The sequence below is a fragment of the Caldicellulosiruptor bescii DSM 6725 genome (assembly GCF_000022325.1).
Classification (GTDB): Bacteria; Bacillota; Thermoanaerobacteria; order Caldicellulosiruptorales; family Caldicellulosiruptoraceae; genus Caldicellulosiruptor; species Caldicellulosiruptor bescii.
Genome location: NC_012034.1, coordinates 1,899,132 through 1,925,932, shown reverse-complemented (window position 1 = coordinate 1,925,932; position 26,801 = coordinate 1,899,132). Strand labels below are relative to the sequence as shown.

General features: G+C 34.0%; 21 protein-coding genes, 3 pseudogenes and 1 riboswitch. Of the genes and pseudogenes, 10 read left to right on the top strand and 14 right to left on the bottom strand.

Features of this window, described 5'->3' with window-relative positions:
• Positions 1–14 precede the first annotated feature (14 nt).
• From ATHE_RS09280 to ATHE_RS09270, 4 genes and pseudogenes are all read right to left on the bottom strand, one after another.
• A pseudogene (locus ATHE_RS09280) lies at positions 15–937 on the bottom strand (ISL3 family transposase); the annotation flags it as partial.
• Between the two features lie 228 nt (positions 938–1,165).
• Positions 1,166–1,418, bottom strand: a pseudogene (locus tag ATHE_RS14295) (ATP-binding protein); the annotation flags it as partial.
• 1 nt (position 1,419) lies between these two features.
• Positions 1,420–2,308, bottom strand: a pseudogene (gene istA, locus ATHE_RS09275) (IS21 family transposase); the annotation flags it as partial.
• A 176-nt stretch (positions 2,309–2,484) separates the two neighbouring features.
• Positions 2,485–5,946, bottom strand: a complete 3,462-nt coding sequence (locus tag ATHE_RS09270; RefSeq protein ID WP_015908231.1) for an adenylate/guanylate cyclase domain-containing protein — start codon at positions 5,944–5,946, stop codon at positions 2,485–2,487.
• A 141-nt stretch (positions 5,947–6,087) separates the two neighbouring features.
• Positions 6,088–6,185, top strand: a riboswitch (cyclic di-GMP riboswitch).
• A gap of 138 nt (positions 6,186–6,323) precedes the next feature.
• On the opposite strand from ATHE_RS09270, the gene ATHE_RS09265 reads away from it, so the two are divergent.
• Positions 6,324–6,743 carry a hypothetical protein gene (locus ATHE_RS09265; protein WP_015908230.1) on the top strand — a complete coding sequence of 140 codons (420 nt, stop codon included), beginning with the start codon at positions 6,324–6,326 and terminating at the stop codon, positions 6,741–6,743.
• Between the two features lie 62 nt (positions 6,744–6,805).
• Here the strand turns inward: ATHE_RS09265 and ATHE_RS15145 are convergent, their stop codons facing one another.
• The 4 genes from ATHE_RS15145 to ATHE_RS09250 are packed head-to-tail and all read right to left on the bottom strand — an operon-like array spanning position 6,806 to position 9,938.
• Complete coding sequence (locus ATHE_RS15145) at positions 6,806–7,072, bottom strand: diguanylate cyclase (protein WP_252864515.1); 267 nt, start codon at positions 7,070–7,072, stop codon at positions 6,806–6,808.
• A 52-nt stretch (positions 7,073–7,124) separates the two neighbouring features.
• A complete protein-coding gene (locus ATHE_RS09260; RefSeq protein WP_252864495.1) occupies positions 7,125–8,012 on the bottom strand; it encodes a sensor domain-containing diguanylate cyclase in 888 nt (295 codons plus the stop codon).
• Between the two features lie 29 nt (positions 8,013–8,041).
• Positions 8,042–8,767 (bottom strand): MBL fold metallo-hydrolase, encoded by a 726-nt coding sequence (locus ATHE_RS09255; RefSeq protein ID WP_015908229.1) that lies wholly within the window; start codon positions 8,765–8,767, stop codon positions 8,042–8,044.
• Between the two features lie 22 nt (positions 8,768–8,789).
• A complete protein-coding gene (locus ATHE_RS09250; protein ID WP_015908228.1) occupies positions 8,790–9,938 on the bottom strand; it encodes a GAF domain-containing protein in 1,149 nt (382 codons plus the stop codon).
• Positions 9,939–10,134: 196 nt separating this feature from the next.
• Between ATHE_RS09250 and ATHE_RS09245 the strand changes: the two genes are divergently transcribed.
• Positions 10,135–11,862, top strand: a complete 1,728-nt coding sequence (locus ATHE_RS09245; RefSeq protein WP_015908227.1) for an S-layer homology domain-containing protein — start codon at positions 10,135–10,137, stop codon at positions 11,860–11,862.
• 59 nt (positions 11,863–11,921) lie between these two features.
• Here ATHE_RS09245 and ATHE_RS09240 read toward each other — a convergent pair whose 3' ends face one another.
• From ATHE_RS09240 to ATHE_RS09230, 3 genes are read right to left on the bottom strand one after another with little or no spacing between them, the layout of a single operon-like run.
• Positions 11,922–12,479 carry a uracil-DNA glycosylase gene (locus tag ATHE_RS09240; RefSeq protein ID WP_015908226.1) on the bottom strand — a complete coding sequence of 186 codons (558 nt, stop codon included), beginning with the start codon at positions 12,477–12,479 and terminating at the stop codon, positions 11,922–11,924.
• Positions 12,457–13,662: an aspartate aminotransferase family protein gene (locus ATHE_RS09235; RefSeq protein ID WP_015908225.1), complete on the bottom strand. Its 1,206-nt coding sequence runs from the start codon at positions 13,660–13,662 to the stop codon at positions 12,457–12,459. Before ATHE_RS09235 ends, ATHE_RS09240 begins: the two co-directional genes overlap by 23 nt.
• 53 nt (positions 13,663–13,715) lie before the next feature.
• Positions 13,716–14,342, bottom strand: coding sequence for a DedA family protein (locus ATHE_RS09230; protein ID WP_015908224.1), 627 nt, complete (start codon positions 14,340–14,342; stop codon positions 13,716–13,718).
• A gap of 94 nt (positions 14,343–14,436) precedes the next feature.
• On the opposite strand from ATHE_RS09230, the gene ATHE_RS09225 reads away from it, so the two are divergent.
• Complete coding sequence (locus tag ATHE_RS09225; RefSeq protein ID WP_015908223.1) at positions 14,437–15,417, top strand: hypothetical protein; 981 nt, start codon at positions 14,437–14,439, stop codon at positions 15,415–15,417.
• Here the strand turns inward: ATHE_RS09225 and uppP are convergent.
• The gene (uppP, locus tag ATHE_RS09220) at positions 15,383–16,180 is read right to left on the bottom strand and encodes an undecaprenyl-diphosphatase UppP (RefSeq protein WP_015908222.1); all 798 of its coding nucleotides are present in this window, start codon (positions 16,178–16,180) and stop codon (positions 15,383–15,385) included. The genes ATHE_RS09225 and uppP overlap by 35 nt on opposite strands.
• 147 nt (positions 16,181–16,327) lie before the next feature.
• Here uppP and tsaD point away from each other — a divergent pair, with 147 nt between their 5' ends.
• Positions 16,328–17,338 (top strand): tRNA (adenosine(37)-N6)-threonylcarbamoyltransferase complex transferase subunit TsaD, encoded by a 1,011-nt coding sequence (tsaD, locus tag ATHE_RS09215; RefSeq protein ID WP_015908221.1) that lies wholly within the window; start codon positions 16,328–16,330, stop codon positions 17,336–17,338.
• On the opposite strand, the gene ATHE_RS09210 is transcribed toward tsaD, so the two are convergent.
• The gene (locus tag ATHE_RS09210; protein ID WP_015908220.1) at positions 17,335–18,387 is read right to left on the bottom strand and encodes an HD-GYP domain-containing protein; all 1,053 of its coding nucleotides are present in this window, start codon (positions 18,385–18,387) and stop codon (positions 17,335–17,337) included. The genes tsaD and ATHE_RS09210 overlap by 4 nt on opposite strands.
• Positions 18,388–18,640: 253 nt before the next feature.
• On the opposite strand from ATHE_RS09210, the gene fusA reads away from it, so the two are divergent.
• Positions 18,641–20,725: an elongation factor G gene (gene fusA / locus ATHE_RS09205; RefSeq protein ID WP_015908219.1), complete on the top strand. Its 2,085-nt coding sequence runs from the start codon at positions 18,641–18,643 to the stop codon at positions 20,723–20,725.
• Positions 20,726–20,851: 126 nt separating this feature from the next.
• The gene (locus ATHE_RS09200; RefSeq protein ID WP_013290922.1) at positions 20,852–21,148 is read left to right on the top strand and encodes a zinc-ribbon domain containing protein; all 297 of its coding nucleotides are present in this window, start codon (positions 20,852–20,854) and stop codon (positions 21,146–21,148) included.
• A gap of 42 nt (positions 21,149–21,190) precedes the next feature.
• On the opposite strand, the gene ATHE_RS09195 is transcribed toward ATHE_RS09200, so the two are convergent.
• Positions 21,191–22,093, bottom strand: coding sequence for a polysaccharide deacetylase family protein (locus ATHE_RS09195; protein ID WP_015908218.1), 903 nt, complete (start codon positions 22,091–22,093; stop codon positions 21,191–21,193).
• A gap of 167 nt (positions 22,094–22,260) precedes the next feature.
• Between ATHE_RS09195 and ATHE_RS09190 the strand changes: the two genes are divergently transcribed.
• The 4 genes from ATHE_RS09190 to ATHE_RS09175 are packed head-to-tail and all read left to right on the top strand — an operon-like array spanning position 22,261 to position 26,781.
• On the top strand, positions 22,261–22,719 hold the full coding sequence (locus tag ATHE_RS09190) for a CtsR family transcriptional regulator (RefSeq protein ID WP_013429898.1): 459 nt from the start codon (positions 22,261–22,263) through the stop codon (positions 22,717–22,719).
• Positions 22,720–22,766: 47 nt separating this feature from the next.
• Positions 22,767–23,279, top strand: coding sequence for a UvrB/UvrC motif-containing protein (locus ATHE_RS09185; RefSeq protein ID WP_015908217.1), 513 nt, complete (start codon positions 22,767–22,769; stop codon positions 23,277–23,279).
• A 9-nt stretch (positions 23,280–23,288) separates the two neighbouring features.
• Positions 23,289–24,275 carry a protein arginine kinase gene (locus tag ATHE_RS09180; protein WP_015908216.1) on the top strand — a complete coding sequence of 329 codons (987 nt, stop codon included), beginning with the start codon at positions 23,289–23,291 and terminating at the stop codon, positions 24,273–24,275.
• A gap of 16 nt (positions 24,276–24,291) precedes the next feature.
• Complete coding sequence (locus ATHE_RS09175) at positions 24,292–26,781, top strand: ATP-dependent Clp protease ATP-binding subunit (RefSeq protein WP_015908215.1); 2,490 nt, start codon at positions 24,292–24,294, stop codon at positions 26,779–26,781.
• Positions 26,782–26,801 lie beyond the last annotated feature (20 nt).

Below are 26,801 nucleotides of genomic sequence, written 5' to 3'. Positions count from 1 at the left end.
GTATTGACAATAACATCTTTTTCGCTCTCATTTATTTTTGAGTACTTTATAACAGTTTTATTCCCAAGTCCTAAAACTCTACATACTTCATTTATTGTACAACCATCCGAAATCATCTCTTTCACAGCAAGTATTAATTCCCATTTTGTCTTATAATGGTATTTCACATTTGTCTCAGTTGAATATTTTGTTTCTGCCTCTCTTACCATTGGCATTTCTATTTTTATCTTATTTTTAATCTCTATTCTTATATATTCTTTGCAATAATCGGTTAAATTTTTTAATAAATGAAATCTATCACTTATTTGAATTGCTTCACAATGTGAATCTTTTATTGCTTTAGAATAAGTTACAGAACCATCTCTACATACAACCTCTATATTTGGATATTCTCCCAACCATTGTTTTACATCGTCGTAGTCTCTGGAATTTAAAATATCAATAACCTTCCCGCTTTCAATATCTATCATTGACTTTGCATATTTCTCCCTGCGCTTTAGGGCAAAATCGTCAATATAGACTCTTTTAACTGTATCTCTGTCAATTAGAATTGTTTTTTTTATCATTTCACAAATTGTGCTCTTGAGTTTGTTTGCAATGTTTCTCCTTAATATCTTTGACGCACCTACAGAACTCATATTCATTGAAATGTTTAATATTTCATCTTCAAGTCTTTTAGTTCTTTTTGCGTTATCAGAGATAAATTGAAATCTTTCAGCAAATGTTTTTTTCTGCACTCAGGATTTTTACAAAAGAATTTCCTATTCTTGAGAACTATAACAACTTTTTTATCTTGTATTGGAAGATCTTGAAAACTTCTCGAATAGTAAGAATGTATTTTATTAGAACTTTGATTGCAATAAGGACACGTAGCTTGGGAATTTTTAGATTTAACATAGATGTAAATTGTATCATCAATTATTTCGTATTTCTCCATGACAAGATTATTATTCTTTTAGGTTTATTATTGACTCCATTGTATTGATTTCTCCTTTGATCTAATAGTCCTTTCATTATAGCCGAAAAATAAAATTTATTCAACTGACTTCGGAAAGAACCATTAAAATGAACAAAAATCGAAAATAAAAATGTACAAAAAATAAACTTAACTTTGCTGGTTTGTATTGCTAAAATATGCTGTTTTTGACTGCAATCTGTATGGAGGTCATTTTATGAAAATCACGTAAGAATGATGGAGTAGCCTATCTAGAATTGCAATTGCTATTGTCGCTCTACCAAATATCTTTCCCAATTCTGAGAATACAACATTAGTTTTTATTATTGTACTGCTCTTCTCATTTCTGCTTGATATCAACTGGAAAAAATAAATTCGCTCCATCATTGTCTATTGGCAAATAACCTATCTCGTCTATTATTAAAACTTAATATTTTGAAAAATGTTTAAGCCTGTATTCTAAGTGGAACAGAGTATTTACTTCCCTTGTAGTAAATCAGAGAGTCCTTTTGGACTTTAACTGACTTGTAGGAATTTAGGTAACTGTCTATTAACCTTTTGTCTGGCAAGGGTTGTAAATACTCTTTTTCTATCCTCTTCTGTTTCAAATTCACCCTGATATGGCAGTATCCAATCTATGAACTTGTTTGCTGCTTCAACTTTTCCTTTTGTGTACGAATGTCTTGGTTTGCACAGTTTCACTTCAAACCCAAAGTCTTTTGCAAAACTTTTAAATCTTGAATTTACTTTAATTTTCTCACCTGTTATATCAACAACTGCTGCTGTATTGTCAAATAAAATCTCTCTCGGTACTCCGCCTATATCTTTGAATATTCTTATTAGAGTTTCTATTAATTCTTCTTGAGTTTTTGTCCTGTTTATCTCAAAGCAGCAATACCTTGAATAACCTAATTTAAAATCAAGAACATTAATGATAAACTCCTCTCCATTTCTTGAGACAAGCTTTATATTCTCTTTCCAATCAACTTGCGCTTGCTCACCTGGATCTGTCTCAAATCTTGGGTGACCTTTTATTTTCTTCTCTGGCTTTAATCCTTTTTTCTTAACATACTTATTGAAGTTTGAATATGTTCCTATTGTCTCATCTTTTGATTTTAAATACTCATAAACACCCTTGACTGTAACTCCTTTGATAGCAAGCTTTGATTTTATCTCATCATAGTATTTGTCCAATTTACTTGGTTTATTTCTATTCTTAGGTTTTCCTTCATAACCCTCATAATATTTTTTAACTGTTCTTCTATCCATCCCATATATTCTTGCAAGTTCTGAAAAGTTAGGTTTCATTTTCATCGCCCTTATCATGTTTAAATGTGCTGTTAAGTTCTGCATTTGATATCCCTCCTCACTATGAGAAAGGATATCATATCAATGTACAATTTTGTACATCATTATATTCCTACTTTCAACAGAATTTTAATTTATCATTGAAAATAATATCTTGTATTCTGCTTTTTAAGGAAATGTTACATTAGTAAAATACTTTATGCTCAAACAATAGAGTTGATCTAACTTATCAAAAACTTTTTAAATGAAGCTATTTCAGTCTTGATACTGCACTCATCATCAATTAATTTGCTCCATTTTTCTGACATTTCAATATAATACTTTGCTTGGTCTTTTTGCGAAGTTTTTAGATAAGTTTTTGCTAAGAGAAAATAGCACTTTGCAAGTTCTAAGGCAGAACCACTTGTTTCACTAAGTTTTATTGCATTTTTGAAGCATTCTATTGCTTCACTATACTTTTCAGCAGCAGAAAGTATTTCCCCTTTCTTTCTTATGCATTCTATTTGTCTGAATATGTTTTTTTCTGCAAACTTTAATGAAATATCAATTTCTCTCTCTGCATCCAAAAAATTGTTTGACAACATAAAAAACTCTGCCTTAGTTAGATGATATTCATAAGATATATCTATGTCTTTTAAATTTTCAATAAAACTTGTTGCTTTATTAAGAAATTCGTCAGCAGCTTGCCAATTTTTCATAAGGATCAAAACTTTTGCGAGATTTATAAAACTCAAAGCTTTTTCGGCAGTAAACATTTTTGTTTCGCTGATATTTAGTGAGGCTAAAAACAATTCATAGCTATGTATTAATAAGCCTTTTTCAATGTAGATTTCGCCTATATTAAGTAGGCAAGCACATTCTTCATACGAGAAATTCCATTTTTCAGCATTTTCATAAGCTTGGTTTAGATATTCGTGTGCTTTTTTAAGAAGTCCTTTCTTTGTATAAATTATCCCTAAATTTATCAAAATATGAATTTGTGTATGTCTATCGGAAATTTTTTTGCTTTCTTCTAAGGCTGATGTTAAATTTTGTATTGCACTATTAATTTGACCAGTTTGAAAATAAAGAATACCAAGATTACTGGTAAGTTTGACACGTAAAGCAATATTATTAGTTTTAATTGCGGCAGATTTAGCTTTTTGTAAGTAATTTATTGCCTTATTAATATCTCCATAGTTTCTATAAAATGTATATGCAACTATATTAAAGACTTTCACAAGATTCTCAATCTCATTATCTTGCATTATTATAGTTTCTGCCTCTTCCAAAATATGGTTAATATCTGAAGCCCCAGTATAACATTGAAATAGACTCTTGAGGTAGACTAATTTTGAATATAAGGTACTATTCCTGTCAATATTTTTTTCAAGCCCTATGAGTATTTCTTTCGCTTTAGCAAAGTCAGCAGTAAGGATGAGAGATTCACATATTTCGCTTTTTATAAATAGACTTTTTTCGGCATCTGCTACACTATCTAAGATAATTAAGTACTTAAGAGCTTCAACATAGTTACCCATTTGTTTTTCTAAACTTGATAATTCTTCAAGTGCTCTTGTATATAGATTGTTTTTTTGTTGGTTGTAATTTTCTAACATTTCAATTGCAATTTTAAAGTATTTTACTGCGTACTTGTACAAAAGCTGCTTTTTGTAATAATTTGCAAGTGATATACAATATTTGGAAGAATTTATTATATCGTTCGCTTCACGGTAATGATAAATCAAAAGCTCGTAATAATAACTAATATTTTCTCTGAATAGTTTTTCAATAGATTTGGCAATTTTAAGATGAAAATTTATTTTAGTACTTTTTGGTATTGATCTCAGGACTGCTTCAAAAATAATATTATTTGCAAATTCGAAGATTTTGTCTGCTGTTGAAGATTGATAAGTTATGTCAACAAATTTAATGAAATTACTTTTTGAAAGAGTTAAGATGATATCATTTTCAGATTTTGAAGGTTTTAGAACATTTAATACTATACGTAAATTAAATCTTTGTCCAAAAACAGCAGCTATTTTCAAAAATTGTATTAATTCCTTATCGAGTTGAGAAAGTCTGTGTTCAACAATTTTATAAAATATTTCTGAAGCATTTATATTAGTGTTTTGAAGAAACAGCTTATTGTTCTGAATGCACAACTGATGATTCAAATAAAGCCATCTACAAACCTCTTGAAGGTAAGAAATTTTTCCTTCTGATATGTCCACCATTAGCTGGGTAAATTTTTCATCAACAGTATTAACATTAAAGAAAGATTTCAGAAATTCCTCTGTTTCCTGAAGTGACAATTTCTGTACATAGATGGTTTTTTCGGCATTAAGGTGGATACTTTCATTTTCTGAAGTTATAATAAAGATTACTTTATCACAATACAAATTTGTCTTTAAATATTCCAGGATTTGAATTGATTCAATGTCAGCATAATGGATGTCATCTATTAAAAAAATAGAAAAATTTGAGCTCAAAAAAGCATCAAAAAATAGAAGTACATTTTGCCGAATTTCAAATTCCAAATCTTCTTTGGTCATGGATGAAACAATATTTCTAAAATCATCCTCGATATCTAATTGCAGAATGATAGAAAGAAAATTGAAACAAGTTTCTTTTTTTTCTAAGTCATCTTTAAATAAAAAGTCAAGAAAAGAGATTAATCGATGTTGCTTTATGGTTTGCACATCGTCTACACTCACATTTAATACTTTACATATTATTTGCGAAATTAACAAGTAAGGGCGCGAATAATTATTAAAACTGCATCTAATGTAATACGTTTTTATATTGTTTGCAACTAAATGATTAGTTAATTTTTCTAAAAGAGAAGTTTTTCCAATACCGTTTGGCCCCAGTAAAAGAACGCTATTTGTATCTTTTGATGCGATTATATTAAATAGTTTTGATAAATAGCTATCCTGGATACGAGAAATTACATCAAATGTTGTAGCTTCATTGATAATTTCTAAAGGTATATAACACCTTATGGGATTGCTTTTATTTTTAACATAAATTTCTTTTGCCTCTGAATATAGGAATAAATCAAAAGTCTCTCTATAAATACTCTCTGATACATAAATAGTATTCTCAGGTGCTGCTGCTTGTAATCTCTGAGCAACATTAACGACTTCACCAATAACAGTATAATCCTTTTCATAATATCCTCCGACTTTGCCAATTGCAACTATACCATAATTTATGCCGATACTCATTGATATTTTTAAATTTTTTTGTACTGAAAACTCGTTACAGAGCTTCAACATTTCAAGAGCACACAACACAGCACGCTTTGGGTCATCCAAGTGAGAGTTTTTTGCACCAAATAGTAGCATAACACAATCTCCAATGAATTTATCTATGGTACCTTCATAGTAGTAAACAGGCTTTAAAATATATTCAAAAAATTCATTGATTATATCATTAACCTCATCAGGGCTTATTTTTTCGGAAAGCTTAGTAAATCCTGATATATCTGCAAATAGCACGGCTACCTTTTTTAGTTCGTCAGCAGATTGTTGATTAGCTTCACCTTGTCTTACAAATTCCCCACAATTAGGGCAGAAATTAATGTAGGTAGGTAATAATGAATTGCAATATGGACACACACCCTTAAATTTCATTCCGCAAAAGATACATTTTTCAGCATTAGGAGATTGAATTTTATTGCCACAGTTAAAACAAATCATAGTTTTTCACAACCCAAAAATTTTTTTAAAAAGCTATTGAAAATTTAAAAATTTATGCGATAATATAATTAGAGAAATACATAAAAATTATACACAAAGAATGCTAATTTGAACAGAGCTTTTAAAAATAAGTGAAGCATATGTCGATAAAGGCAAACCTGTCGAAAGGCAGGGGCGCAAAGCCATGGGTCTGTCGGAAAAGGGTTTTTACCTTTTCCTATGATTGCCAGGCTGCCGAAACATATGTCCAAGGGTAAAGGGAGTAAAAAAGAGTATTTCCCTTTGGTAGAGAGGCACCTGGCAGTAAAGCCAGGTGCCTTTTGATATATTAATGAGCAAGATTTTGCTTGCTCAACTTAAAGGAGGTGTAAAAAGTTATGAAGCATCATGTTTTGAAGAAATGGTCAATTGCTGTACTTTTGGTAATTACTTTATCATTAGGTTTGAGTAGCATTGCTTTTGCACAAGATGAAACTCCTATTCAATTTAGTGGTAGTTTTACTGTAACAAATGAAGGAGGAAAATTTCAGGTAGGCTTTGTAGAAATTGATTTTAAGAAAGACTCGCTACCTGATGGAATAGATGCAATTACCTTTTATGCACAGATATATGCTGAAAATGGAACTGTGTACATTGAATTTTCACCAGATGCTAAGTTCAAAAAAGATGTGCACCTAAGATGTGAAGGATATAAAGGGTACATCTATGATAGGTCTGCGGGGAAGAATATTTATGTCAAACTTAAAAAACAACAGCTGAAAACAGATCATTTTTCAAGGTTTGTATGGTCATTCTAAGATAATCCCTCTATCCTCATAACCCCTCGAACTCCTTTATATATTTTGAACGACCCTCATAATTAATATGAGGGTCGACTTTTTTTCTTTTCTTTCTTGACCTTATACATATTCTCATCAGCTATTTTAATCAAGTCTTCGGAGTTCAAATTGGAAGTTGGGGAATATTCAGCAAATCCATAGCTTATTTGAATCTTATAGGGCTTTTGGACTTTTGCGTTAAACTCGTCGATTTTATTTTGGATTCTTGTAAGAACAATATTAGCTTCTCTTATTGTTGCTTTATAAAGTATCAACACAAACTCATCTCCGCCATATCTGAATGCTATATCATAACTTCTGATACTTTCTTTTAGAATTTGAGCAAAGCTTTTTAAAAGTTCATAGCCCTATTTGGTGGCAAAATGTATCGTTTACTTGTTTTAATCTATCGACATCAATAAAGCAAACAACAAAGTGTGTTTCATTCATTTTGGAGAGTTGTATCTGCTTTTCTAAATAAATCATTCCTTCATTTCGCGTAAACAGACCTGTCAGATCGTCCAAAGATGCATATTTTTTAAACTCTTCTTGTTCAATTAAAATATCTTCACTCAAGTTTGCAATCACTTGTTTCATAGAATTAAATAAACTGATTAGAGCATAACGAGTGTTTGCAATATTTTTTTCTATCCTTTGGTAAAGATGAATTCGTTCAATTAATAAAGACGCTTGAGATGCAAGTGACAAAATAATTTCTTCATCTTCTTTTGTAAAGTCAGCAATATTTTGGTAGATGTTGTCTTCTGTTAGCTTAATGGAGTTGTCTTTCTTTTTGTTTATTATCTGCAAAACACCAATCACATTGCCTTGATAATCAATCATGGGTATTGCCATAAGATTTAGGGTTTTATAATGTAAAGCTTGGTCGAAAAGTTTAAACTGCTGCAGGTGAGAATTTTGGATATTTTGAATGTTGTTAATTGTAACAGGAATGCCATTTTGGGCAACGTATCCGACAATGCTTTGATTATCTATAGGTATTTTATAACCAATGTAATTAAAATCAACTGAGTAGTTTTTGGCAAGTGTGATGACTAAATATGTTTGTCCTTCGAATTCTTTTACGATATAGAGGGTACCACCATCACTATTTGTGATGTCAATGCTTTCATTTAAGATCATTTCTAAAATGGTATCGACGTTTTTCTCCCGTGAAATTGTAATTCCAATTTTATTGAGTTTTCTGATTAGTCTTTTTAAATCTTGGGGATTATTATATTCGATCATTTTTTTGCATCCCTCTCAGGTACAATTTCTTAAGGTATATTAAACCCTAAATTTTTAGCTAAATTTATATCAAACCTTTCATCAATATGTATACAATAAACCTGTTTTCTTTTTGAGGGTGGTATTTGTTCTGAAAGTTCCTTTATGGAAAGATGGGGATGATGGTTATGATTTTCTGAACAAGTGTCTTGGAATAAAAAATCTATTTCGCCTTCTAAAAATTTGGTTAGGATATAAAGAGGAATTGATTTTGAGTCCCCACTGTAATAAAATGTTATATTATTCAAGTAAATTAGATATCCAAAACAAGGCAATTCATTTACATGAACTTGTTCTAAGGATATTACCGTAAGTTTACTGAGATAGTTAACAAAGTCCTGAGGGGTTTTCAAAGTGTATATCTCATTTCTGATACCCATATAGTCAAGTAAATTTGATATTATTTCAGGTTGAGGAAAGATAAGAGTTATTTTCTTACTTAGTTGATAATAACAATACAATATTAATTGACCTAAACTTGCAATGTGGTCAGGGTGTGTATGAGTTATTAAAACATTTAAATGCAAATATTTTTCAAGTAGTTTCAAACTCAAAAGGGAGTTAAATATACCTCCACCACAGTCAATTAAAAAAAGATTATCTTCCAATTCAAAGTAAACAGAGGTATTGTTATAATTAGGATTAAAAGCACTTATAATTCCCAGAAATTTTAAAGGGTTTTCCTTTGACATTTTTTCTTCTTCACTACCATTCATTAATTAACAGCTTAAAAGCAATTTAAAGCTCTGCTCCAGTACTTTTTAAACCTTCACATATTTCCTCAAGAGTTTTTTCTTCTGAAGGCTTTATTTCATAGAAACTCCATTTGGTTTTGAATGAAAAGTTATAGTTTTGTGAATTTGCCTTTTCAATCATTTTTCTTTCTATCCTTTTAGCAATCATTTTAGCTTTTATCAAATCGACGTTATAAAGTAGAAGGACATACTCATTTTCTTTTACCATTACAGGAATGTCATATATTCTTATTTCTGATGAAAGTACTTCATAGAATATATTTGATAATTTATTATCTGAAGTTTCAATTGATAAATAACATACAGTTATAATTGTCTCAGTAACTTTTGAGAGTTCAATTTGTTTTTTACAAAGTTCAAATCCTTCCTTAAACTCGAGAACTTTTTTTCTTTTCTCAGCTTGAAGATACTCTATGAACTTTTGCTGACCTGTCAGCATTATATCATTTAAAGTCAAAATTGATTTTTTTACCGAGTCGAAAATATTACTTAGCATCTTTTGAGTATTTGTTATCAGTTGATCATTTTTTTGATAAAGCCAAATTCTGTCTAAAATGATTCCTAAAAGTGCCGAGATTGCTAATATAATTCTTGCATCGTTATCAGTATAGTCAATAGTAAATAGATGAGCATTGTTTTCTTCAAGTTTTAATTGAGGTTTTGCCTTCTTATTAACAACTTGCAAAACTCCTATAACCCTGTTTGTGTAATCAAAAATTGGTACTGTTATAGTGTTAATTGTAATATAATGCAAACTCCTGTCAAAAAATTTGAATTGCCTATATTCATGATTTTCAAGTAAAGATAAAGTGTTATTTATAATCACAGGTTTGCGGTTAGAAGCAACATATCCTGCTATACTAATAGAATTTATGGGCAGTGAGTATCCCAAGTAGAACTCAAAATTGACTGATTGATTTTTTGTAGCTTTGATTACAAGTTTTTCCTCGTTTTCTATTATTTCTTTAAGATAAATTGTGGCACCATCACTTGTTGTAAGTTCTAAACATATATCAATGGTTTGAAGGAGAATATCCTCTATATTTTTTTCAGTTGAGACATATAATATATAAGAACTCAATTTCTCAAGAATATTTCGTAATTTCGAAATTTGGTCATAAAGTTCTATCATAATGTCAAAGTCACCACTTTTGAGAAAATCGCTATATTAAAATTATCGCAAAATTTAGATGGTAAATCAATCAAATAATGAGGTTAGAAATAAATTACACAATTTTGTAATCATTTGATAATATGAATTATAAAAATTATGGCTATAATGGAAGTATCACAATTAAAATAAATTTAAGAAAGGGGTTCAGAGGAGGATGAAATTATTTAAAAAGCGTCTTTTGCTGATATGTGTAATGTTGGTTTTTGCTATAGTACAAATTTTTTCTGCAATTGCTTTTGCGCAAGGCACATCAAATCCTATTTTTTCTGACCTTCCTCAAAATCATTGGGCATACAATGCAGTGAAATTCATGGTAGAAAGAGGAATTATAACAGGTTATCCAGATAACACATTCAGACCAGACAATCCAGTTACAAGAGCTGAATTTGCAAGGATTATGGTAATTAGCTTGAACCTTCCAATCAAAGTGACAGATAATCCATCCTTTAAAGATGTTCCAAAAGACCACTGGGCATATCCACATGTAGAGACTGCAAAATTTTATTTGACAGGTTTTAGAACTCAGAATGGTGACTACTTTAAGCCATCTGACTATGCGGTAAGAGAGGATATGGCAGTTGCCCTTGTAAAAGCAAAGGGATTGCAGAATGAAAATGTTGACCTGAGTATTTTAAGTAACTACATTGATAAAGACCAGATATCAAAGAATCTTGTTAAACATGTCGCAATTGCCATTGCAAAGGGTATTATGGTGGGAAGCCCAGTTTCAAATTCTAATCAATATAAGTTTGACCCGCAAGGAATTCTAACACGTGCACAGGCAGCAGTGCTGTTGTATAATGTTATTAATGCTCAATCAACTGAAGAAAAAGTTACCTATGACGATTCTTCATCAGGTTCTAATCAGCAATATACTTATCCTGTACCCAATGTTACTGCCTATACAAAGGGGGACAGAGTTGTCCTGATATGGAATAGAATAAATGACAAAAAACTGAAAGGATATGCAGTTGTTATCTCAAAAAACAATAGCCAGCCGGGATATCCGCAAGATGGTTATCTTACAATCTTATCTGATAGAAATGCCAATTATATAGAAATTGGAGTAAACTCAAAATATAACAATGGCGATTTTGGAGCTTATATAAAGAGCGGAGAAGAGTATTATTTCAGTGTTACAGCAATCTATGAAGGAAATGTCTACGTAAAAGGCAATGCTGTGAAAATGAGAATGCCAGTTATACCAAATTATTTTGAAAAACCATCTGTTAAGTATGAATATAAAGACAATAAATTTGTTTTAAGCTGGCAAAAGATAGACGATTTCCGACTTATAGGATATTGGATTGTGATATCCAAAAAGACTAAAGAACCTAAATATCCGGACAATGGTTATCTTGTTTTTATCAATGACAAAAATACAACTCAGATTATTATTGACAACACAATTCCTTACAAAAATGGAGATTTCGGTGAGTATTTAAAAGATGGTGAAGAATATTATTTTAGTGTAACAGCTCAGTATCAGGACAGGGTTGTCCCTGGGAATAGCATCAAGGCCATTTATTATTCTAATTTGGAGATTGCAAAATTAAGACCAAAGTTGCAGGCAAAAACAGTAAGATGGAGGGGACAGTGGTATATAAACTTAAGATGGGACAAAATTGATAGCGATAAGCTTCAAGGATATAAAGTTGTAGTATCTGATAAAAACTCAACACCCGACTTAAATAAAGATGGGTTACTGGCAGTAATATCAGATAAAAACGTTACTTCTGTAAATATCAAAGCAAAAGATAAGTATTTACTAAATGGAGAATATAAGGAACTCAAAAGAGGACATTACTATTACTTTACAGTTTATGCTATTTACTCTGATAGAGTAGTAGATGGCAATGTAATTAGAATAAAGATACCATAAGAAGCTAAAGGGGCATACCACAAAATGGTTTGCCCCTCATTTATATTTTTTTCTGGCAACTATTTTATTTTCTCCAGCCTTTCCTTTACACTTTTCAAATCCCTGTAAAAATCCTCTCTTTTGCCTGGGTCTCTTAAAAGTGCTGCTGGATGGTATGTAGCCATAATCAAAAAACTACCTTTTTCAAACCACTTCCCCCTGTCTTGAGTGATTTTAAGGTCTTTGCCAAGAATATATTTCATGGCAGTTGCACCGAGGCAGACAATTATTTTTGGAGAGATGAGTTTTATCTGGGCTCTCAAAAAAGGCAAGCAGTTTTGAGCTTCAAGCTCTGTTGGAACGCGGTTGTTTGGGGGTCTACACTTTAAAATGTTGCAGATATAAAAATCTTTTTCTCTTGAAAGCTCTAAAGAAGCCAAAGCCAAATCCAAAAACTTTCCTGCCCTTCCCACAAAAGGTTTTCCTTGCTTGTCTTCTTCCTCACCCGGAGCTTCACCTACAAACACAAGCTTTGCGTTTTTATTCCCATCACCCACAACAACGTTTGTGCGATTTTTAGAAATAGGACACTTTTCACATGAAAGACATGCATTTTCAAGCTCTTCCCATGTCAGCATACCTTTTCACCACGTCTTTGAAGATTTCCAAAGCTTTATCTATGTGAGTTTTTTGAACAATCAAAGGTGGAGCAAATCGTATTACATTGCCTCCACCACAGCTACTTGTCAAAAGTCCAGTTAACGCTAATTCTTTTACAAGATCTTTTACCGGGAAGGAAAATTCAACACCTATTAAAAGACCTAAACCTCTCACATCTGTTATAAAATCAAATTCTTTTTTTAGCTCAAGAAGTTTTTGCTTTAAGTATGTGCTCATTTTATTTACATTTTCAATTATATTTTCTTCTTCGATTATCTTCAATACTTCTAAAGCTGCTCTTGTTGCAAGCAAATTTCCACCAAAAGTTGAACCGTGCTCCCCTGGTTCAAATGTGGCAACCTCTTTTTTGCAAAGCATAGCTCCAATCGGCACACCATTTCCAAGCCCTTTTGCAAGAGTAATTATATCAGGTGTTATATCATACTGCTCAAAACAAAAAAGACTGCCGCACCTTCCAATACCTGTCTGAACCTCGTCAATTACAAACAAAAGCCCGTGTTCTTTGCAGAGGCTATAAAGCTTTTGTACAAACTCTTTTGAAAGCACCTTTATTCCGCCTTCTGCCTGGACAAGCTCAATCATAACCGCTGCTGTTTTGTCGTCTATGGCATTTTTTATCTTTTCAATGTCTGCCTCAACGTTTATAAATCCTTCTGGCATTGGTTCAAAGGGCTTTTGATACTTTTTTTGACCTGTTGCAGCAGTTGTTGCAAGAGTTCTTCCATGGAACGAATTTTCAAGTGTAATGATTTTATATTTAGAAAGCCCTTTTTTATAAAAATAATTTCTCACAAGCTTTATTGCAGCCTCGTTTGCCTCAGCCCCAGAGTTACAGAAAAATACTTTGTCAAATTTAGAAACTTCAGCAAGTTTTTTTGCCAAAAGTGCTTGAGGTTCAATATAAAACAGGCTTGATGTGTGTATAAGCTTTTCAATCTGTTCTTTCAGGGCAGCAACAAATTTTGGGTGGCTGTGCCCCAAATTGCAGACAGAAATTCCAGAGATAAAATCAAGATATTCTTTGTTTTGGCTGTCATAAAGAATGCATCCTTTTCCTCTTACAAATGCAAGTGGTATTCGACTGCCAAAAACGTTGACATAGTACTGTGAATCATAAGAGATTATCTCATCTAACTTCATTGTTTTGGTCCCTCACTCAAATGTTTTTAATAATTATACATCAACATTTATATTTATTCAATCTCAGCTGACTTTTTGCCTTTAAAGATTTTATAGACAACATAACCCACAATTGCAGCAATTATTAGGGCTAATATAAGATAATCAAAACCTTTTAAATTCTCTTCAATTGACTTCCAATTATCTCCAAGTTTTTTGCCAAGATACACAAAAAGGAAGCACCATGGGAATGAACCAAGGATTGTATAAAAGCAAAACTTTGTAAAATTCATCTTTGCAATTCCAGCAGGAAGTGAGATGAATGTTCTTATAATAGGCAGAAGTCTGCTCAAAAATATAGTAATTTCCCCTCTTTTTTGAAAGAATTTTTCTGCTCTTTCGAAATCGTGCTTTGAGATAAAAAAGTATTTACCGTACTTGAGTATAAATGGCCTTCCGCCAAAATACCCTAATACATAGGCTATTACAGATCCTGCTAAACATCCCAGGGTTGCAACAATGGTCATGGAGAGTACACTTCCAATTCCTTTGTATACAAGATACCCACCAAGTGGCAGGATGACTTCAGAGGGTATTGGAATGCAGGCAGACTCAAGCGTCATTCCTATGAATATACCTAAATGACCAAACTGAGATAGGTATTCAGCAATTGAGATAAATATTTGTTTTATAAACTCCATTTTTTCTTCCTCCAGAATTCTTTCATATAGTATTTTGAATTTAAATATCATGTAAGTTGAGAAATATATGATGGTATTAGGAGAAGCATCGCACATGGGAAGAATTTTTGCAATTATATCAAGCGTCCTTGGCTCAATAATAGGTGCTGGTTTTTCCACCGGTCAGGAGGTTTTCTATTTTTTCTCTCAGTTCAAAGAAACAAGCATTTTTTATATTAGCCTTTCTTCCATTTTGATATTTCTTATTTTGCTTTATCTTATAAACATCAAAATTAAGAACAGAATAATTTTAATTATTTTCAAATCTTACATCTTACTCTTTTCTATAATCACACTAATAGTTATGTTTTCTGCATTTGGTCAGCTTGGAGAAGAATTTTTGGGAGTAAGCAGGTATATATTTACTCTGCTTTGTTTTGTCTTGAGCATTGCAATTTTCAAACATGGTTTGCTGGCAGTTATAAATATAAATAAAGTTGTGGTTAGCATTTTAACTACAACAGTTATTCTAATTTTTCTAAGATCTGTGCATAAAAATGAGATAGTCTTTCAATTTGAAAGTTTAAAATGCACTTTACCAAAAAATATTTCACAGCATCTTATCTTTCCTCTGCTTTACTCTACTTACAATTCGTTGTTGGCCTTTCCTGTAATAAATGGTCTTAAAGAAAGATTTCATAAAGAGGAGATAAAAATATCAATAGTGATATCATCAATACTAATTTTTTTATTGCTGAGCATTATAAATACCATATTGCTTTCAAAGAGCAGCACTCAAACCTCCCAGATGCCTCTTTTAAAAGTTGAAAAGAGTATTATTTTGCAGTTTATTCTTGTTACATGTGCATTTTTAGAAATACTTACAACAGTTCTTGCAAACTACATGGGACTTTGCTATTCTATCAAAAACTCAAAAGCTGAGTTTGTTATTATCATTATTTCGCTTCTTTTGGGCTTTAATCAGTTTCAGGTATTGCTGAGAAAATTGTACTCTCTCATGGGATATATAGGCCTTGGCATTATAGCAATGCTGAGCTTATCTACACTGCTCTTAAAAGATAGAAGGCTAAAATGACTGCAGCTAAGAAAAATCTGTAATATGCGAAAATTTTAAAACCGCTTTTTTTGACAATACCAAGCAAAAAATGAATTGCCAGAAAACCTACAACTGCCGATGTAAAAAAGCCAATTGCAAAGTTGGAAAACTCAGCAGACACATGATTGATGTTTTTTAAAAGCGACACAGCTCCTGCACCAAGTATAATAGGTGCTGACATCAAGAACGAAAATTTAGCTGCAGCTTCTTTTTTAAGACCAAGCAAAAGTCCTGTTGTCATTGTTATGCCAGATCGCGAAATCCCGGGGAAAAGAGCAAACGCCTGTGAGACACCAATTAGGGCTGCTTGAAACACATTCATCTTTGAAAGTTCTATTTTATTTTTTGCAATTGAGTCTACATAGTACAAGATAAAACCAAACACTGCAAGTACAATTGCAATCAAAAGATATTGTTTTCTGAAAACTTCTTCTACAATATTTTCAAATAAGTATCCAAAAAGTGCACCCGGAATTGTTGCAACTATTATAAACCAGAACAATTTTCCTTTTTCTGACTTTGGCTTTGCAATCCCTTGTACCACGATATCCAAGTAATCCTTCCAAAAATATACAAGTACCGCCAAGAGTGTTCCAAGATGCAGAGCAACATCAAATACAAGAGAGTGTTCTTTCCAGCCAAAGAGCCATGGGAAGATTATCAGGTGCGCAGAGCTTGAAATTGGCAAGAATTCTCCAAGCCCCTGCAATATTCCTAAGAAGATTGCTTGAAATGTTGTCAAAAGCCATACCCTCCTCTGTTTAAAAAAGTCTTAGACTAATCTATTATATCAAAAATATGTAATATGAAAAATTAAAATTCTATGAGAATTTGGTATAATAAAAGGGTATTAAACTTTATTCTTGGTTAAGGAGCTGAGAGATAAAAGATGCTTGTACTTGGGATTGAAACTTCATGCGATGAAACTTCTGCTGCAATTGTAGAAGATGGAAGAAAGATTCTGTCAAATGTAATATACTCCCAGATAGATATTCATTATCAATTTGGTGGTGTTGTCCCAGAGATAGCTTCTCGCAAACATGTTGAAAAAATTTCATACGTTGTTGATATGGCGTTCAAACAGGCAGGTTTGACTATAGACGACATTGATGGTATTGCTGCAACGTACGGACCTGGTCTTGTAGGTTCGCTTCTTGTTGGACTTTCTTTTGCAAAGGCACTAAGCTATGCAAAAAGGCTTCCGTTTGTTGCTGTGAATCACATTGAAGGGCATATTTATGCAAATTTTATAACATACCCTCAGCTTACACCACCACTGATTGTTCTGGTGGTCTCTGGAGGGCATACTAATCTAATTATTTTAAAAGATTTTGAAGAGTATGAGGTGGTTGGTAAAACTAGAGATGATGCGGCAGGCGAGGCTTTTGATAAGATTGCAAGATACTTAGGGCTTGGATATCCTGGCGGTCCTGCCATAGACAAAATCGCAAAGCAAGGTGATGAGGACAAATACAAATATCCTGTTGCTGATGTTGGTGGATACAATTTTAGCTTCAGCGGATTAAAATCTGCCGTGATAAACCATGTTCATGGGCTTTGGCAGAGGGGCGAAGAATTTAAAATAGAAGATGTTGCTGCGTCATTTCAAAAAACAGTTGTGAGCATACTTGTTGAAAAAACAATCAATCTATCACTTGAGACAAATATAAGAAAAATAGCAGTTGCCGGTGGCGTTGCTGCAAACTCAAAGCTAAGAAGTGAATTTTATAAAAAATGTGCCGAGCACAATATTGAATTTTTTGTGCCGGAATTTAAGTACTGTACAGACAATGCAGCTATGATTGCTTCGTGTGGATACTTTAAGCTGCAAAAAGGAATAGTATCATCTTACCGTGAAAATGCTGTCCCTTATATAAATCTTGTAAGCAAAAAAAGTTAATAGTTAATTACATCAATAATTTCCCTTTTATAATCTTGAGAAAGGTCCACAAAATAAGGAATGAGCACAGGTGGACCTTCTTTTCTTGCAACAACTTTCACGATTGGTCTTGTCTTGTTGAAAGGATTTTCTTCGTACACAATTGCAATCTCGCCAGTATTTAGAACAACAAAGCAACCCACCGGATATTTAACTACCATCTTTAAAAACTTTTGGACAATATCTTTGTCAAAATGAATGCCCGAATATTTTGTAAGATAATCTGCTGCCTTTGTTGGCACTATTTTCTTTTTATACACTCTGTCTGCTGTAAGCGCGTCGTAAACATCTGCCACTGCCACAATTTTGGCAAATAGTGGTATTTTATCACCTTTTAGTTTGAGAGGATATCCAGAACCATCAAGTCTTTCGTGATGCAAAAGTGCTACTTCTGCAACTTGTTCAGAAATCCCCTCCATGTTTTTTACAATTTGATATCCGTATATAGTGTGTTTTTTCATCTCTTCGAACTCTTCGTCGGTAAGCTTTGCGGGTTTGTTTAATATCTCATGAGGGATTTTCATCTTGCCAAAATCATGCAGAAGTGCTGCCAAAGCCAAATCTTCTATTTGTTTTCTGTCAAGTTCTAAAAGCTTTCCAATTATAGCGGCAAAAATGCTCACATCAACAGAGTGGAAGTATGTATAGTTATCCACATCTCTAAATCCAACAATTTTCAAAAATACATCTTCTTCTTCGATTATTTGAGAGACGATATCATTTACAATTTCTTTTGCGACAAATGGGTCAACAATTTCTCCTGCCTTTGCAGACAGCATCAGGTCCTGAATGGCAACAAAGGTTTCATGATAAATAACCTCTTCTTTCACATAACTTTCAGCTTTTTCATCTTCCACATAGACGCTGTCAATGTTGTGTTCTCTCAGCTTTTGAATAAATGAAAGTTTTATGATAAACCCTTCTGGAAGCAAAAGCTTGCCGTTTTCAGTAAACACATCCCGCGCAAGTTTCATACCTTCTTCGAGCTGATCAACTGTCACTTTTTTCATGTGATTTTAAAACCCCTTTATTTTTTAAAATCAGATTAAAAAGCCTTCTATATAAAATTTTACAGCAACATTTTTTGCCACGTCAATAAGATTTATATATTCTAACTCATTTTAAACTTCTGCTAAACATACCTTTTCAAATTTTTTCTGAAAAGATTAGCAAAGTAGCAAAAGGATTTTTAAAATCATTGTAGAATATCTTATTTATCGTACACAAATTTAAATCTTTTAAGTTACAAGGGGGAATGCCTGTATGAAAGATTATGCTCCGCAGTATATAAAGAATGTGGTTTTACTTGGTCACGGGGGGGATGGAAAAACAATCCTCACAGAAAGTATGTTGTTTGCCGCAAAATGTATAGACAGAATGGGAAGGATAGAAGATGGTACAACAACATCAGATTTTGACCCTGAAGAGATAAAAAGGCGAATCTCAATTTCAATGACAGTAGAACCTCTTGAGTGGCAGAACTACAAGATAAACATTCTTGACACACCGGGATACTTTGACTTTGTTGGAGAGGTATGTGAAGCATTGCATATAGCTGACTCTGCAGTGTTGGTGATCGGTGCAAAAACAGGTGTGCAGGTTGGGTCTGAGAAGGCATGGGAGCTTGCTCAAAAGCATAGTCTTCCGGTGCTTATATTTGTTAACAAGATGGATGAGGAAAATGCCAATTTTGATAAAGTAGTGGATAAAATTAAGCAAGTTTTAACGCCAAAGGCAATCCCAATTCAGTATCCGATAGTCGAAAATGGAAGGTTTGTTGGTTTTGTTGATGTGATTTCAAAAAGAGCTTATAGGTATGAAGATAACACCGCAAAGGAAATAGAAATTCCGAGCGGGTTGAGTGATAAAATTGAAGAGATAAGAAATAGTCTTATTGAGGATTCGGTCGAAAATGATGAAAATCTGATGGAAAAATATTTTGCAGGTGAAGAAATCTCTGAGGATGAAATCTACAGGGGACTTAGCGAAGGGGTAAAACAAAGGTCGGTCTTTCCGATATTGTGCGGATGTGCTACAAAGGGTCTTGGTGTTAAAGAACTTTTGGACAGCATCTCAAGACTCTTGCCGGCAGCTAATGAAAAGCAGTATAAAGCAAAGGATACGAAAAATGGAAATGAATTAAATATAAAAGTTGACAAAAACCAACCTGTCTGTGCTTTTGTATTCAAAACAGTTGCTGACCCGTTTGTTGGCAGAATTTCATATCTTAAAGTGGTAAGCGGTGTTTTAAAGCCGGAGATGACCTTGCTTAATACCATGTCAGAAAAGCCTGAAAAGATTTCACAAATCTTTATGATAAGAGGCAAAAAACAGATTCCTGTATCTGAGCTTGTGGCAGGTGACATTGGAGTTGTGACAAAGCTACAATCTACTTTGACAAACTCCACCCTGTGCGAACAGTCAAAACCTATCAAGCTTGAAGAGATTGATTTTCCACGTCCCTGGCTTATGCTTGCAATTGAGCCAAAGACAAAAGGCGATGAGGAAAAGATTTCAAACGGTCTTCACAGGCTCATGGAAGAGGACCTTACTTTCAGGATAGAAAAGAACAATGAGACTGGTCAAAACATCATCTATGGTATTGGTGAGATGCACATAGATGTGATCGTCAGCAAGCTTAAAAACAAGTTTGGTGTCTCAGTTGTCTTGTCTGACCCAAAAGTTCCTTATCGAGAGACTATCAGAAAAAAGGTAAAGAGCGAAGGAAAGTACAAAAAACAAACAGGTGGACATGGCCAGTACGGGCATGTGTTTATTGAATTTGAACCAAGCCCGGAAGAAGACTTAGTTTTTGAAGAGAAAATATTTGGCGGTGCTGTTCCAAAACAGTACATTCCTGCTGTTGAAAAGGGACTAAGAGAGTGTATTAAAAAGGGTGTACTTGCAGGCTATCCTGTTATGAATTTGAAAGCTACTTTGGTTGATGGATCATACCATCCGGTTGACTCTTCAGAGCTTGCGTTCAAAGTTGCAACATCTTTAGCCTTCAAAAAAGGTCTTGCGCAGGCAAACCCGGTGCTTTTAGAACCTATCATGAGCGTGAAGGTTGTAGTTCCACAAGACTATACAGGTGATATTATGGGTGATTTGAACAGGCGAAGAGGAAGAGTTCTGGGTATGCAGCCGCTTGACAATCACTTAGAAGAGATCTTGGCAGAAGTTCCTCTTGCTGAAATGTTCAAATATGCAACAGACCTCAGGTCCATGACACAGGGGAGAGGATATTTTTCCATGGAGTTTGCAAGGTATGAAGAGGTACCGAGCCATATTGCCCAAAAGGTAATAGAGGCAGCTAAAGCTTCATTGCAGGAGGAAGAAGAGGAGTAAAAAATTTTTAATTTGCTATTTACAAAATGCTAAAATGGGGTTATAATTAAGAAGACGTTGGTTGTTCGGCAAAGGAACAATAGGCGTCAGAAAAATCTAAATCCATGAAGTGAGGGGAATTTTAGAATGTATCAAGACAAGGTTTTAGTTTGCAAGGATTGCGGAAGAGAGTTTGTGTTCACAGCAGGTGAACAGGAATTTTACGCGCAGAAGGGGTTCAAGAACGAACCAACAAGATGTAAAGAGTGTAGGGACCAGAGAAAAGCTATGCAAAGAAGAGAAGGAAGACAAACCCAAAGACGTGAACTTTACGATGCAGTGTGCAGCGCTTGTGGGAAAGAGACAAAGGTTCCGTTCAGACCCAGAAACGACAGACCCATATACTGCAGTGATTGTTTCTCCAAGATAAAGGCAGCAAGATAACCACTGCAGGTTTTAAATAAAATGGGGAAGTTAAAAGCCGCATCAATGTGATGCGGCTTTTGTTTTAAACTGAATGGGTTTTTGTATCCTGTCAATTGTTTCAAATCTGTATCCTTGTTTTTTGAAAGTTCTGATTATACTTGGCAGAGCTTCTATTACATTCTTTTTAGAAGAACTGTCATGCATTAAAAGTACAACTTCATTTTTTTTATTAGCTGTTGAAGTTGTAATTTTTAAGATTTGATTTGGTGTAAGATTTTCATGATTTTTTATTGAGTCGCCAGTAATTGCGTTCCAATCGATATATACTATACCATTTGCATCAAGAAATTTTTTAATTTGTGGTGAAACTCTGCTTAAAGAGCCCCCAGGAAATCTATAATATTTGGGTTCTACTCCTATAATTTTATATATAGTAGCTTGTGCCTTTTTGAAGTCCTCAACAAAATGTTTAAAATCTTTATATATGCTATTATACTGATGAGAATATGAATGATTTCCTATCAAATGGCCTTTCTGATAAATTTCTTTTAAGTATTGAGGATATTTTATACAGTTTACACCTACAACAAAAAATGTAGCTTTAACTTTTTCCTTTTCCAAAATTTCGAGTATAGAAGGGGTGACAGGTGATGGACCGTCATCAATAGTAAGATAAATAATTTTTTCATTTTTTTCCTGCTTTTCAACTTGTACATCTTTATTTTGAGTATGAAGAAGATTTTTACTTTTACCATTTTTATTTAGACTGAGATTGGCTGAATTTTGATTATGTGAAGGTTTTGGTTTTTCAAAAATCTTAAGTTTCTCTTCTTGAATGTAGGTGTGATTTTGTTTTAAAATTATAGCTGAGAAAAAGTTTTTGCTAATATGCATGGATAAGAAGAAGGAAAATAACGCCAAAACTATCAAAGAGGTTACAAATACTAACTTTTTGAGGTTCAACCTTTTTTCTTACCTCTCAAACAAGCATTTTATACAAATGATTATAATATATTTGTTACATCTTAACAACAAAAAAATATTGCATTTTAAAGAAAAATGTTTTAAAATATATTTGCAAGGTCAAAGATAGTCAAAGTCAGCAAAGGTTAAAGCGGGGTGGAATTTTTATGCCAAGGCTTTCTGACATCATTGAGGAGTTCATAAAACAACTTATTGAAAAAAAAGATGGTGAGGTTGAGATTCAAAGAAATGAACTTGCAAACTTTTTCAACTGTGCACCATCTCAGATAAATTATGTGCTTTCCACCAGGTTTACTATTGAAAGAGGATATTACATTGAAAGTAAACGTGGTGGTGGCGGGTCTATTAGAATTGTAAAAGTCAAGTTTGAAAATTCTTCTAATCTGCTTGAAAATATTTTGAACAATATAAACTCACCTGTAAGCCAGCATCAGGCAAACGAAATTGTTGAGTGTTTACTTGAAAATGGTGTGATATCAAAAAGAGAAGCAAATATAATGAAAGCTGCGCTCAATGACAAGACAATACCTGTGAACCAGCCGTTGAAAGATACGCTTAGAATGTTAATTCTAAAAGCGATGATAATTTCTCTTATGAATGGGTAATATTTAAATGAGAAGAAGCTTTTCTTTTTAAAGGACGGTGAGAAATCATGCTTTGTGAAAATTGTGGGAAAAGACCGGCAACTGTTCACTATACTCAGATTATAAACGGAGTTAAGACAGAGATGCATCTTTGCGAAGTATGTGCAAAACAAAAAGGCAGTATAGAGTTTGACGCACCATTTTCTGTAACAAACTTTTTGGCAGGAATATTAGAGCCAACTTTTGGAACCCAAGTTTTGAAACCTTCTTTTGAGATTGCTCTTACATGTAAGGGTTGTGGTATGACATTTGATGAATTCAGAAGAGCTGGCAGGTTTGGTTGTGCTATGTGTTACAGCTCTTTTTCAGAAAAACTCTATCCCATTTTTCGCAGAATTCATGGTAATACCAAGCATGTGGGTAAAATTCCTACCAAGATGGGTGAAGATATAGCAATAAAAAGGGAAATAGACAGGCTCAAAATAGAGCTCAATGTGGCTATAAAGAATGAGGAATATGAAAAAGCTGCACAGATTAGAGATAAGATAAGAGAGCTTGAAAAAAAGCTTTCACGGGAGTGATTTTTCAAGATGAATGATATTGTTATTACAAGCAGAATAAGACTTGCAAGGAATCTTTCTGATGTGCCTTTTACCATAAAGATGAATGACTATGATGCCTCAAATGTTATAGACAGGGTAAGGGATGTAATTTTGAAAAACAAGCAGTATCATTTTGAGTTTTTTGAGATAAAAAAGCTACCTCTTATAAAACGGCAGGTGTTAATAGAAAAACATTTAATATCACCCGCACTTGCATCATCAAAAATAAAAAGTGCTGTGGCAATTGACCAAAATGAGAATATCAGCATTATGATAAATGAAGAGGACCATTTAAGAATTCAGGTTCTTTATAGGGGACAGCAGATACAAAAAGCATGGGAAGATGCAAACAGGATTGACGACTTTTTGGAACAGCATCTTCCTTATGCCTATGACGAAACATGGGGGTATCTTACTTCATGTCCTACAAATGTTGGAACCGGTTTGAGAGCATCTTTTATGCTTCATCTTCCTGCTTTGACACTTTTGGGATACATGAAAGGAATAATTGACACAATAACAAAGTTGGGGATTGCAGTGAGAGGATTTTATGGTGAGGGAAGTGAGGCAGCAGGAAATCTTTATCAAATTTCTAATCAGATTACCTTAGGTCAGCCTGAAGAAGACATTATAGCAAATGTAATTTCAATTACAAACCAGATAATAGAGCAGGAACAGCAGGCAAGATTGAAGCTTTTGAGCGAAAACAGAGCTTTTGTCGAAGACAAGGTTTACAGAGCATATGGAATTTTAAAATATGCAAGGAATATCTCTTCAAACGAAGCTTTAAAGCTCATATCTGATGTGAGAATGGGTATCAGTATGGGTATAATTAAAGAAACAACAATTGACAGGTTGGATGTGCTTTTGAATTTAATTCAGCCAGCCATTATCCAAGACTACTTTGGCAGGGAAATGACACCAGAGGAAAGAGACATAAAAAGAGCAGAACTTATAAGAAAAATTTTGGAATAGGGAGGGAAGAATTAATATGTTTCAAGGAAGGTTTACAGAAAGAGCTGAGAAAGCAATAATGCTTGCGCAGCAGGCTGCTGCCGAGCTTGGTCATAACTATGTTGGAACAGAGCACTTGCTTTTGGGACTTATAAGAGAAGGTGGTGGCATTGCTGCAAGAGTTTTGCAAAGCCAGGGTGTTACTGAAGAAAAGGTTATTGATGAAATTGAAGAGCTAATTGGAAGAGGCGATTATCAGCTTCCACAGCCACCGACAGGTTTTACCCCAAGGACCAAAAGAGTGTTTGAGATTGCCTTTATGGAAGCGCGAAGACTTGGCAGCAGTTATATCAGCACAGAACATATCCTGCTTGCGATAATGAGAGAAGGAGAAAGTGTTGCTGTCAGGATTTTAATGGACCTTGGTGTTGACCCGCAGAGACTTTTTGAAGAGATAATGAAGCTTTTGAACGAGGATGCAAAAAATGTTGGTGGTGTATCTCCTCAGCAGCAGATCAATTTCCAAACACAGAACACTCCAACGTTAAATCAGTTTAGTAGGGACCTTACACAGCTTGCGCTTGAGGGCAAAATTGACCCTGTAATTGGCCGTGAGAAGGAGATAGAGAGAGTTATTCAAATTTTGTCAAGAAGAACAAAGAACAATCCGTGCTTGATTGGTGAGCCGGGGGTTGGTAAGACTGCCATTGTTGAAGGGCTTGCACAAAAGATTGTTGAGGGAAATGTTCCAGAACTTTTGAGAAATAAAAGAGTTGTGGCTTTAGACCTTTCCGCTATGGTTGCAGGGTCAAAATTCAGAGGAGAGTTTGAAGAAAGGCTCAAAAAAGCTATGGAAGAGGTTAGAAAAGCAGGAAATGTAATTCTGTTTATTGATGAGATGCACACTATAATAGGTGCTGGTGCAGCAGAAGGTGCAATCGATGCGTCAAACATCTTAAAACCTGCTCTTGCACGCGGTGAGATACAGGTAATTGGTGCAACTACACTTGATGAGTACAGAAAACACATAGAAAAAGATGCTGCACTTGAGCGAAGATTCCAACCAATTTTGGTTGGTGAGCCAACACCTGAAGAGGCTATACAGATTTTAAAAGGTCTTAGAGACAAATACGAAGCTCATCATGGTGTAAAGATAACTGATGAGGCTATAAAAGCTGCTGTTGAGCTGTCTACTAAATATATTACAGATAGATACTTGCCGGACAAAGCAATTGACCTTATTGATGAAGCAGCATCAAGAGTGAGACTCAGAATGTACACACTGCCACCGCATGTTAAGGAGTTTGAAGAGAAGATTGAAAAGCTTGAAAAAGAAAAGGAAGAGGCTATAAGACTTCAGGAGTACGAAAAAGCTGCAAAGATAAGAGATGAAATAATGAAACTTCGCCAAGAGCTTGAAAAGATAAAAAATTCATGGACAAATGACCAGCAAAAGACACAGCCAATTGTTACAGAAGATGATATAGCGTACATTGTATCAAGCTGGACAGGGATTCCGGTAAATAAACTTACCGAAGATGAATCTGAAAGACTTTTAAAGCTTGAAGAGGTTTTGCACAGACGAGTTGTTGGTCAGGATGAGGCTGTTAAAGCTGTTGCAAGGGCTATAAGACGAGGAAGAGTTGGTCTCAAAGACCCGAAAAGACCAATTGGTTCGTTTATCTTCCTTGGACCTACTGGTGTAGGTAAAACAGAGCTTGCAAGGGCTTTAGCAGAAGCACTGTTTGGCACAGAGGATGCTATGATAAGAATCGACATGTCGGAGTATATGGAAAAGTTCAATGTGTCAAAGCTTATTGGTTCGCCTCCAGGTTATGTCGGATATGAAGAAGGTGGCCAGCTTACCGAAAAGGTCAGAAGAAGACCGTACTCTGTTGTGCTGTTCGATGAGATAGAAAAAGCGCACCCTGATGTTTTCAACCTGCTTTTGCAGATACTTGACGATGGAAGGCTCACAGACTCTCAGGGAAGAACGGTAAGCTTTAGAAACACTGTTATCATCATGACATCTAACATAGGAGCAAACCTCATCACAAACCCTAAAAAGTTAGGATTTTCAACTTCAGAAGATGAAAAACAAAGAACATATGAAAGAATAAAGGAAAATGTCATGGCAGAGCTTAAGAAAACTTTCAGACCAGAGTTTTTGAACAGAATTGATGAAATTATAGTCTTCCATCCGCTTGATGAAGAGGATGTTAAAAAGATTGTAGAGATAATGCTTAAAAACTTGCAGGAAAGGATAAAAGCAAGCGAGTACTATGCAGAGTTTACTTCTTCCTTAGTTGAAGCAATTGCTAAAAAAGGATTTGACCCTGTATTTGGTGCAAGACCGTTAAAGCGAGCAATCCAGAGTATGGTAGAAGACAAGATTTCAGAGGCTATCTTGGAAGGGAAGATAAAACAGGGCGATGAATTTATAGTAGACTTTATTGATGGAAATACAGAGATAATCAAAAAAGAAAAGGCATCTACATCTTCATCTGAAATGGCTCAGTCACAGTAAAAATTAAAGCGGGAGCAGTA

Excerpts from the sequence above, each read along its gene's own strand:
- ATHE_RS09175 (WP_015908215.1), top strand. The coding sequence starts at position 24,292 with ATGTTTCAAGGAAGGTTTACAGAAAGAGCTGAGAAAGCAATAATGCTT.
- tsaD (WP_015908221.1), top strand. The coding sequence starts at position 16,328 with ATGCTTGTACTTGGGATTGAAACTTCATGCGATGAAACTTCTGCTGCA.
- ATHE_RS09240 (WP_015908226.1), bottom strand. The coding sequence starts at position 12,479 with ATGCTGACATGGGAAGAGCTTGAAAATGCATGTCTTTCATGTGAAAAG.
- ATHE_RS09250 (WP_015908228.1), bottom strand. The coding sequence starts at position 9,938 with ATGATAGAACTTTATGACCAAATTTCGAAATTACGAAATATTCTTGAG.
- ATHE_RS09265 (WP_015908230.1), top strand. The coding sequence starts at position 6,324 with ATGAAGCATCATGTTTTGAAGAAATGGTCAATTGCTGTACTTTTGGTA.
- ATHE_RS09255 (WP_015908229.1), bottom strand. The coding sequence starts at position 8,767 with ATGAATGGTAGTGAAGAAGAAAAAATGTCAAAGGAAAACCCTTTAAAA.
- ATHE_RS09200 (WP_013290922.1), top strand. The coding sequence starts at position 20,852 with ATGTATCAAGACAAGGTTTTAGTTTGCAAGGATTGCGGAAGAGAGTTT.
- ATHE_RS09270 (WP_015908231.1), bottom strand. The coding sequence starts at position 5,946 with ATGATTTGTTTTAACTGTGGCAATAAAATTCAATCTCCTAATGCTGAA.
- ATHE_RS09210 (WP_015908220.1), bottom strand. The coding sequence starts at position 18,387 with ATGAAAAAAGTGACAGTTGATCAGCTCGAAGAAGGTATGAAACTTGCG.
- ATHE_RS09180 (WP_015908216.1), top strand. The coding sequence starts at position 23,289 with ATGAATGATATTGTTATTACAAGCAGAATAAGACTTGCAAGGAATCTT.
- fusA (WP_015908219.1), top strand. The coding sequence starts at position 18,641 with ATGAAAGATTATGCTCCGCAGTATATAAAGAATGTGGTTTTACTTGGT.
- ATHE_RS09245 (WP_015908227.1), top strand. The coding sequence starts at position 10,135 with ATGAAATTATTTAAAAAGCGTCTTTTGCTGATATGTGTAATGTTGGTT.
- ATHE_RS09230 (WP_015908224.1), bottom strand. The coding sequence starts at position 14,342 with ATGGAGTTTATAAAACAAATATTTATCTCAATTGCTGAATACCTATCT.
- ATHE_RS09260 (WP_252864495.1), bottom strand. The coding sequence starts at position 8,012 with ATGATCGAATATAATAATCCCCAAGATTTAAAAAGACTAATCAGAAAA.
- ATHE_RS09225 (WP_015908223.1), top strand. The coding sequence starts at position 14,437 with ATGGGAAGAATTTTTGCAATTATATCAAGCGTCCTTGGCTCAATAATA.
- ATHE_RS09185 (WP_015908217.1), top strand. The coding sequence starts at position 22,767 with ATGCTTTGTGAAAATTGTGGGAAAAGACCGGCAACTGTTCACTATACT.
- ATHE_RS09190 (WP_013429898.1), top strand. The coding sequence starts at position 22,261 with ATGCCAAGGCTTTCTGACATCATTGAGGAGTTCATAAAACAACTTATT.
- ATHE_RS09235 (WP_015908225.1), bottom strand. The coding sequence starts at position 13,662 with ATGAAGTTAGATGAGATAATCTCTTATGATTCACAGTACTATGTCAAC.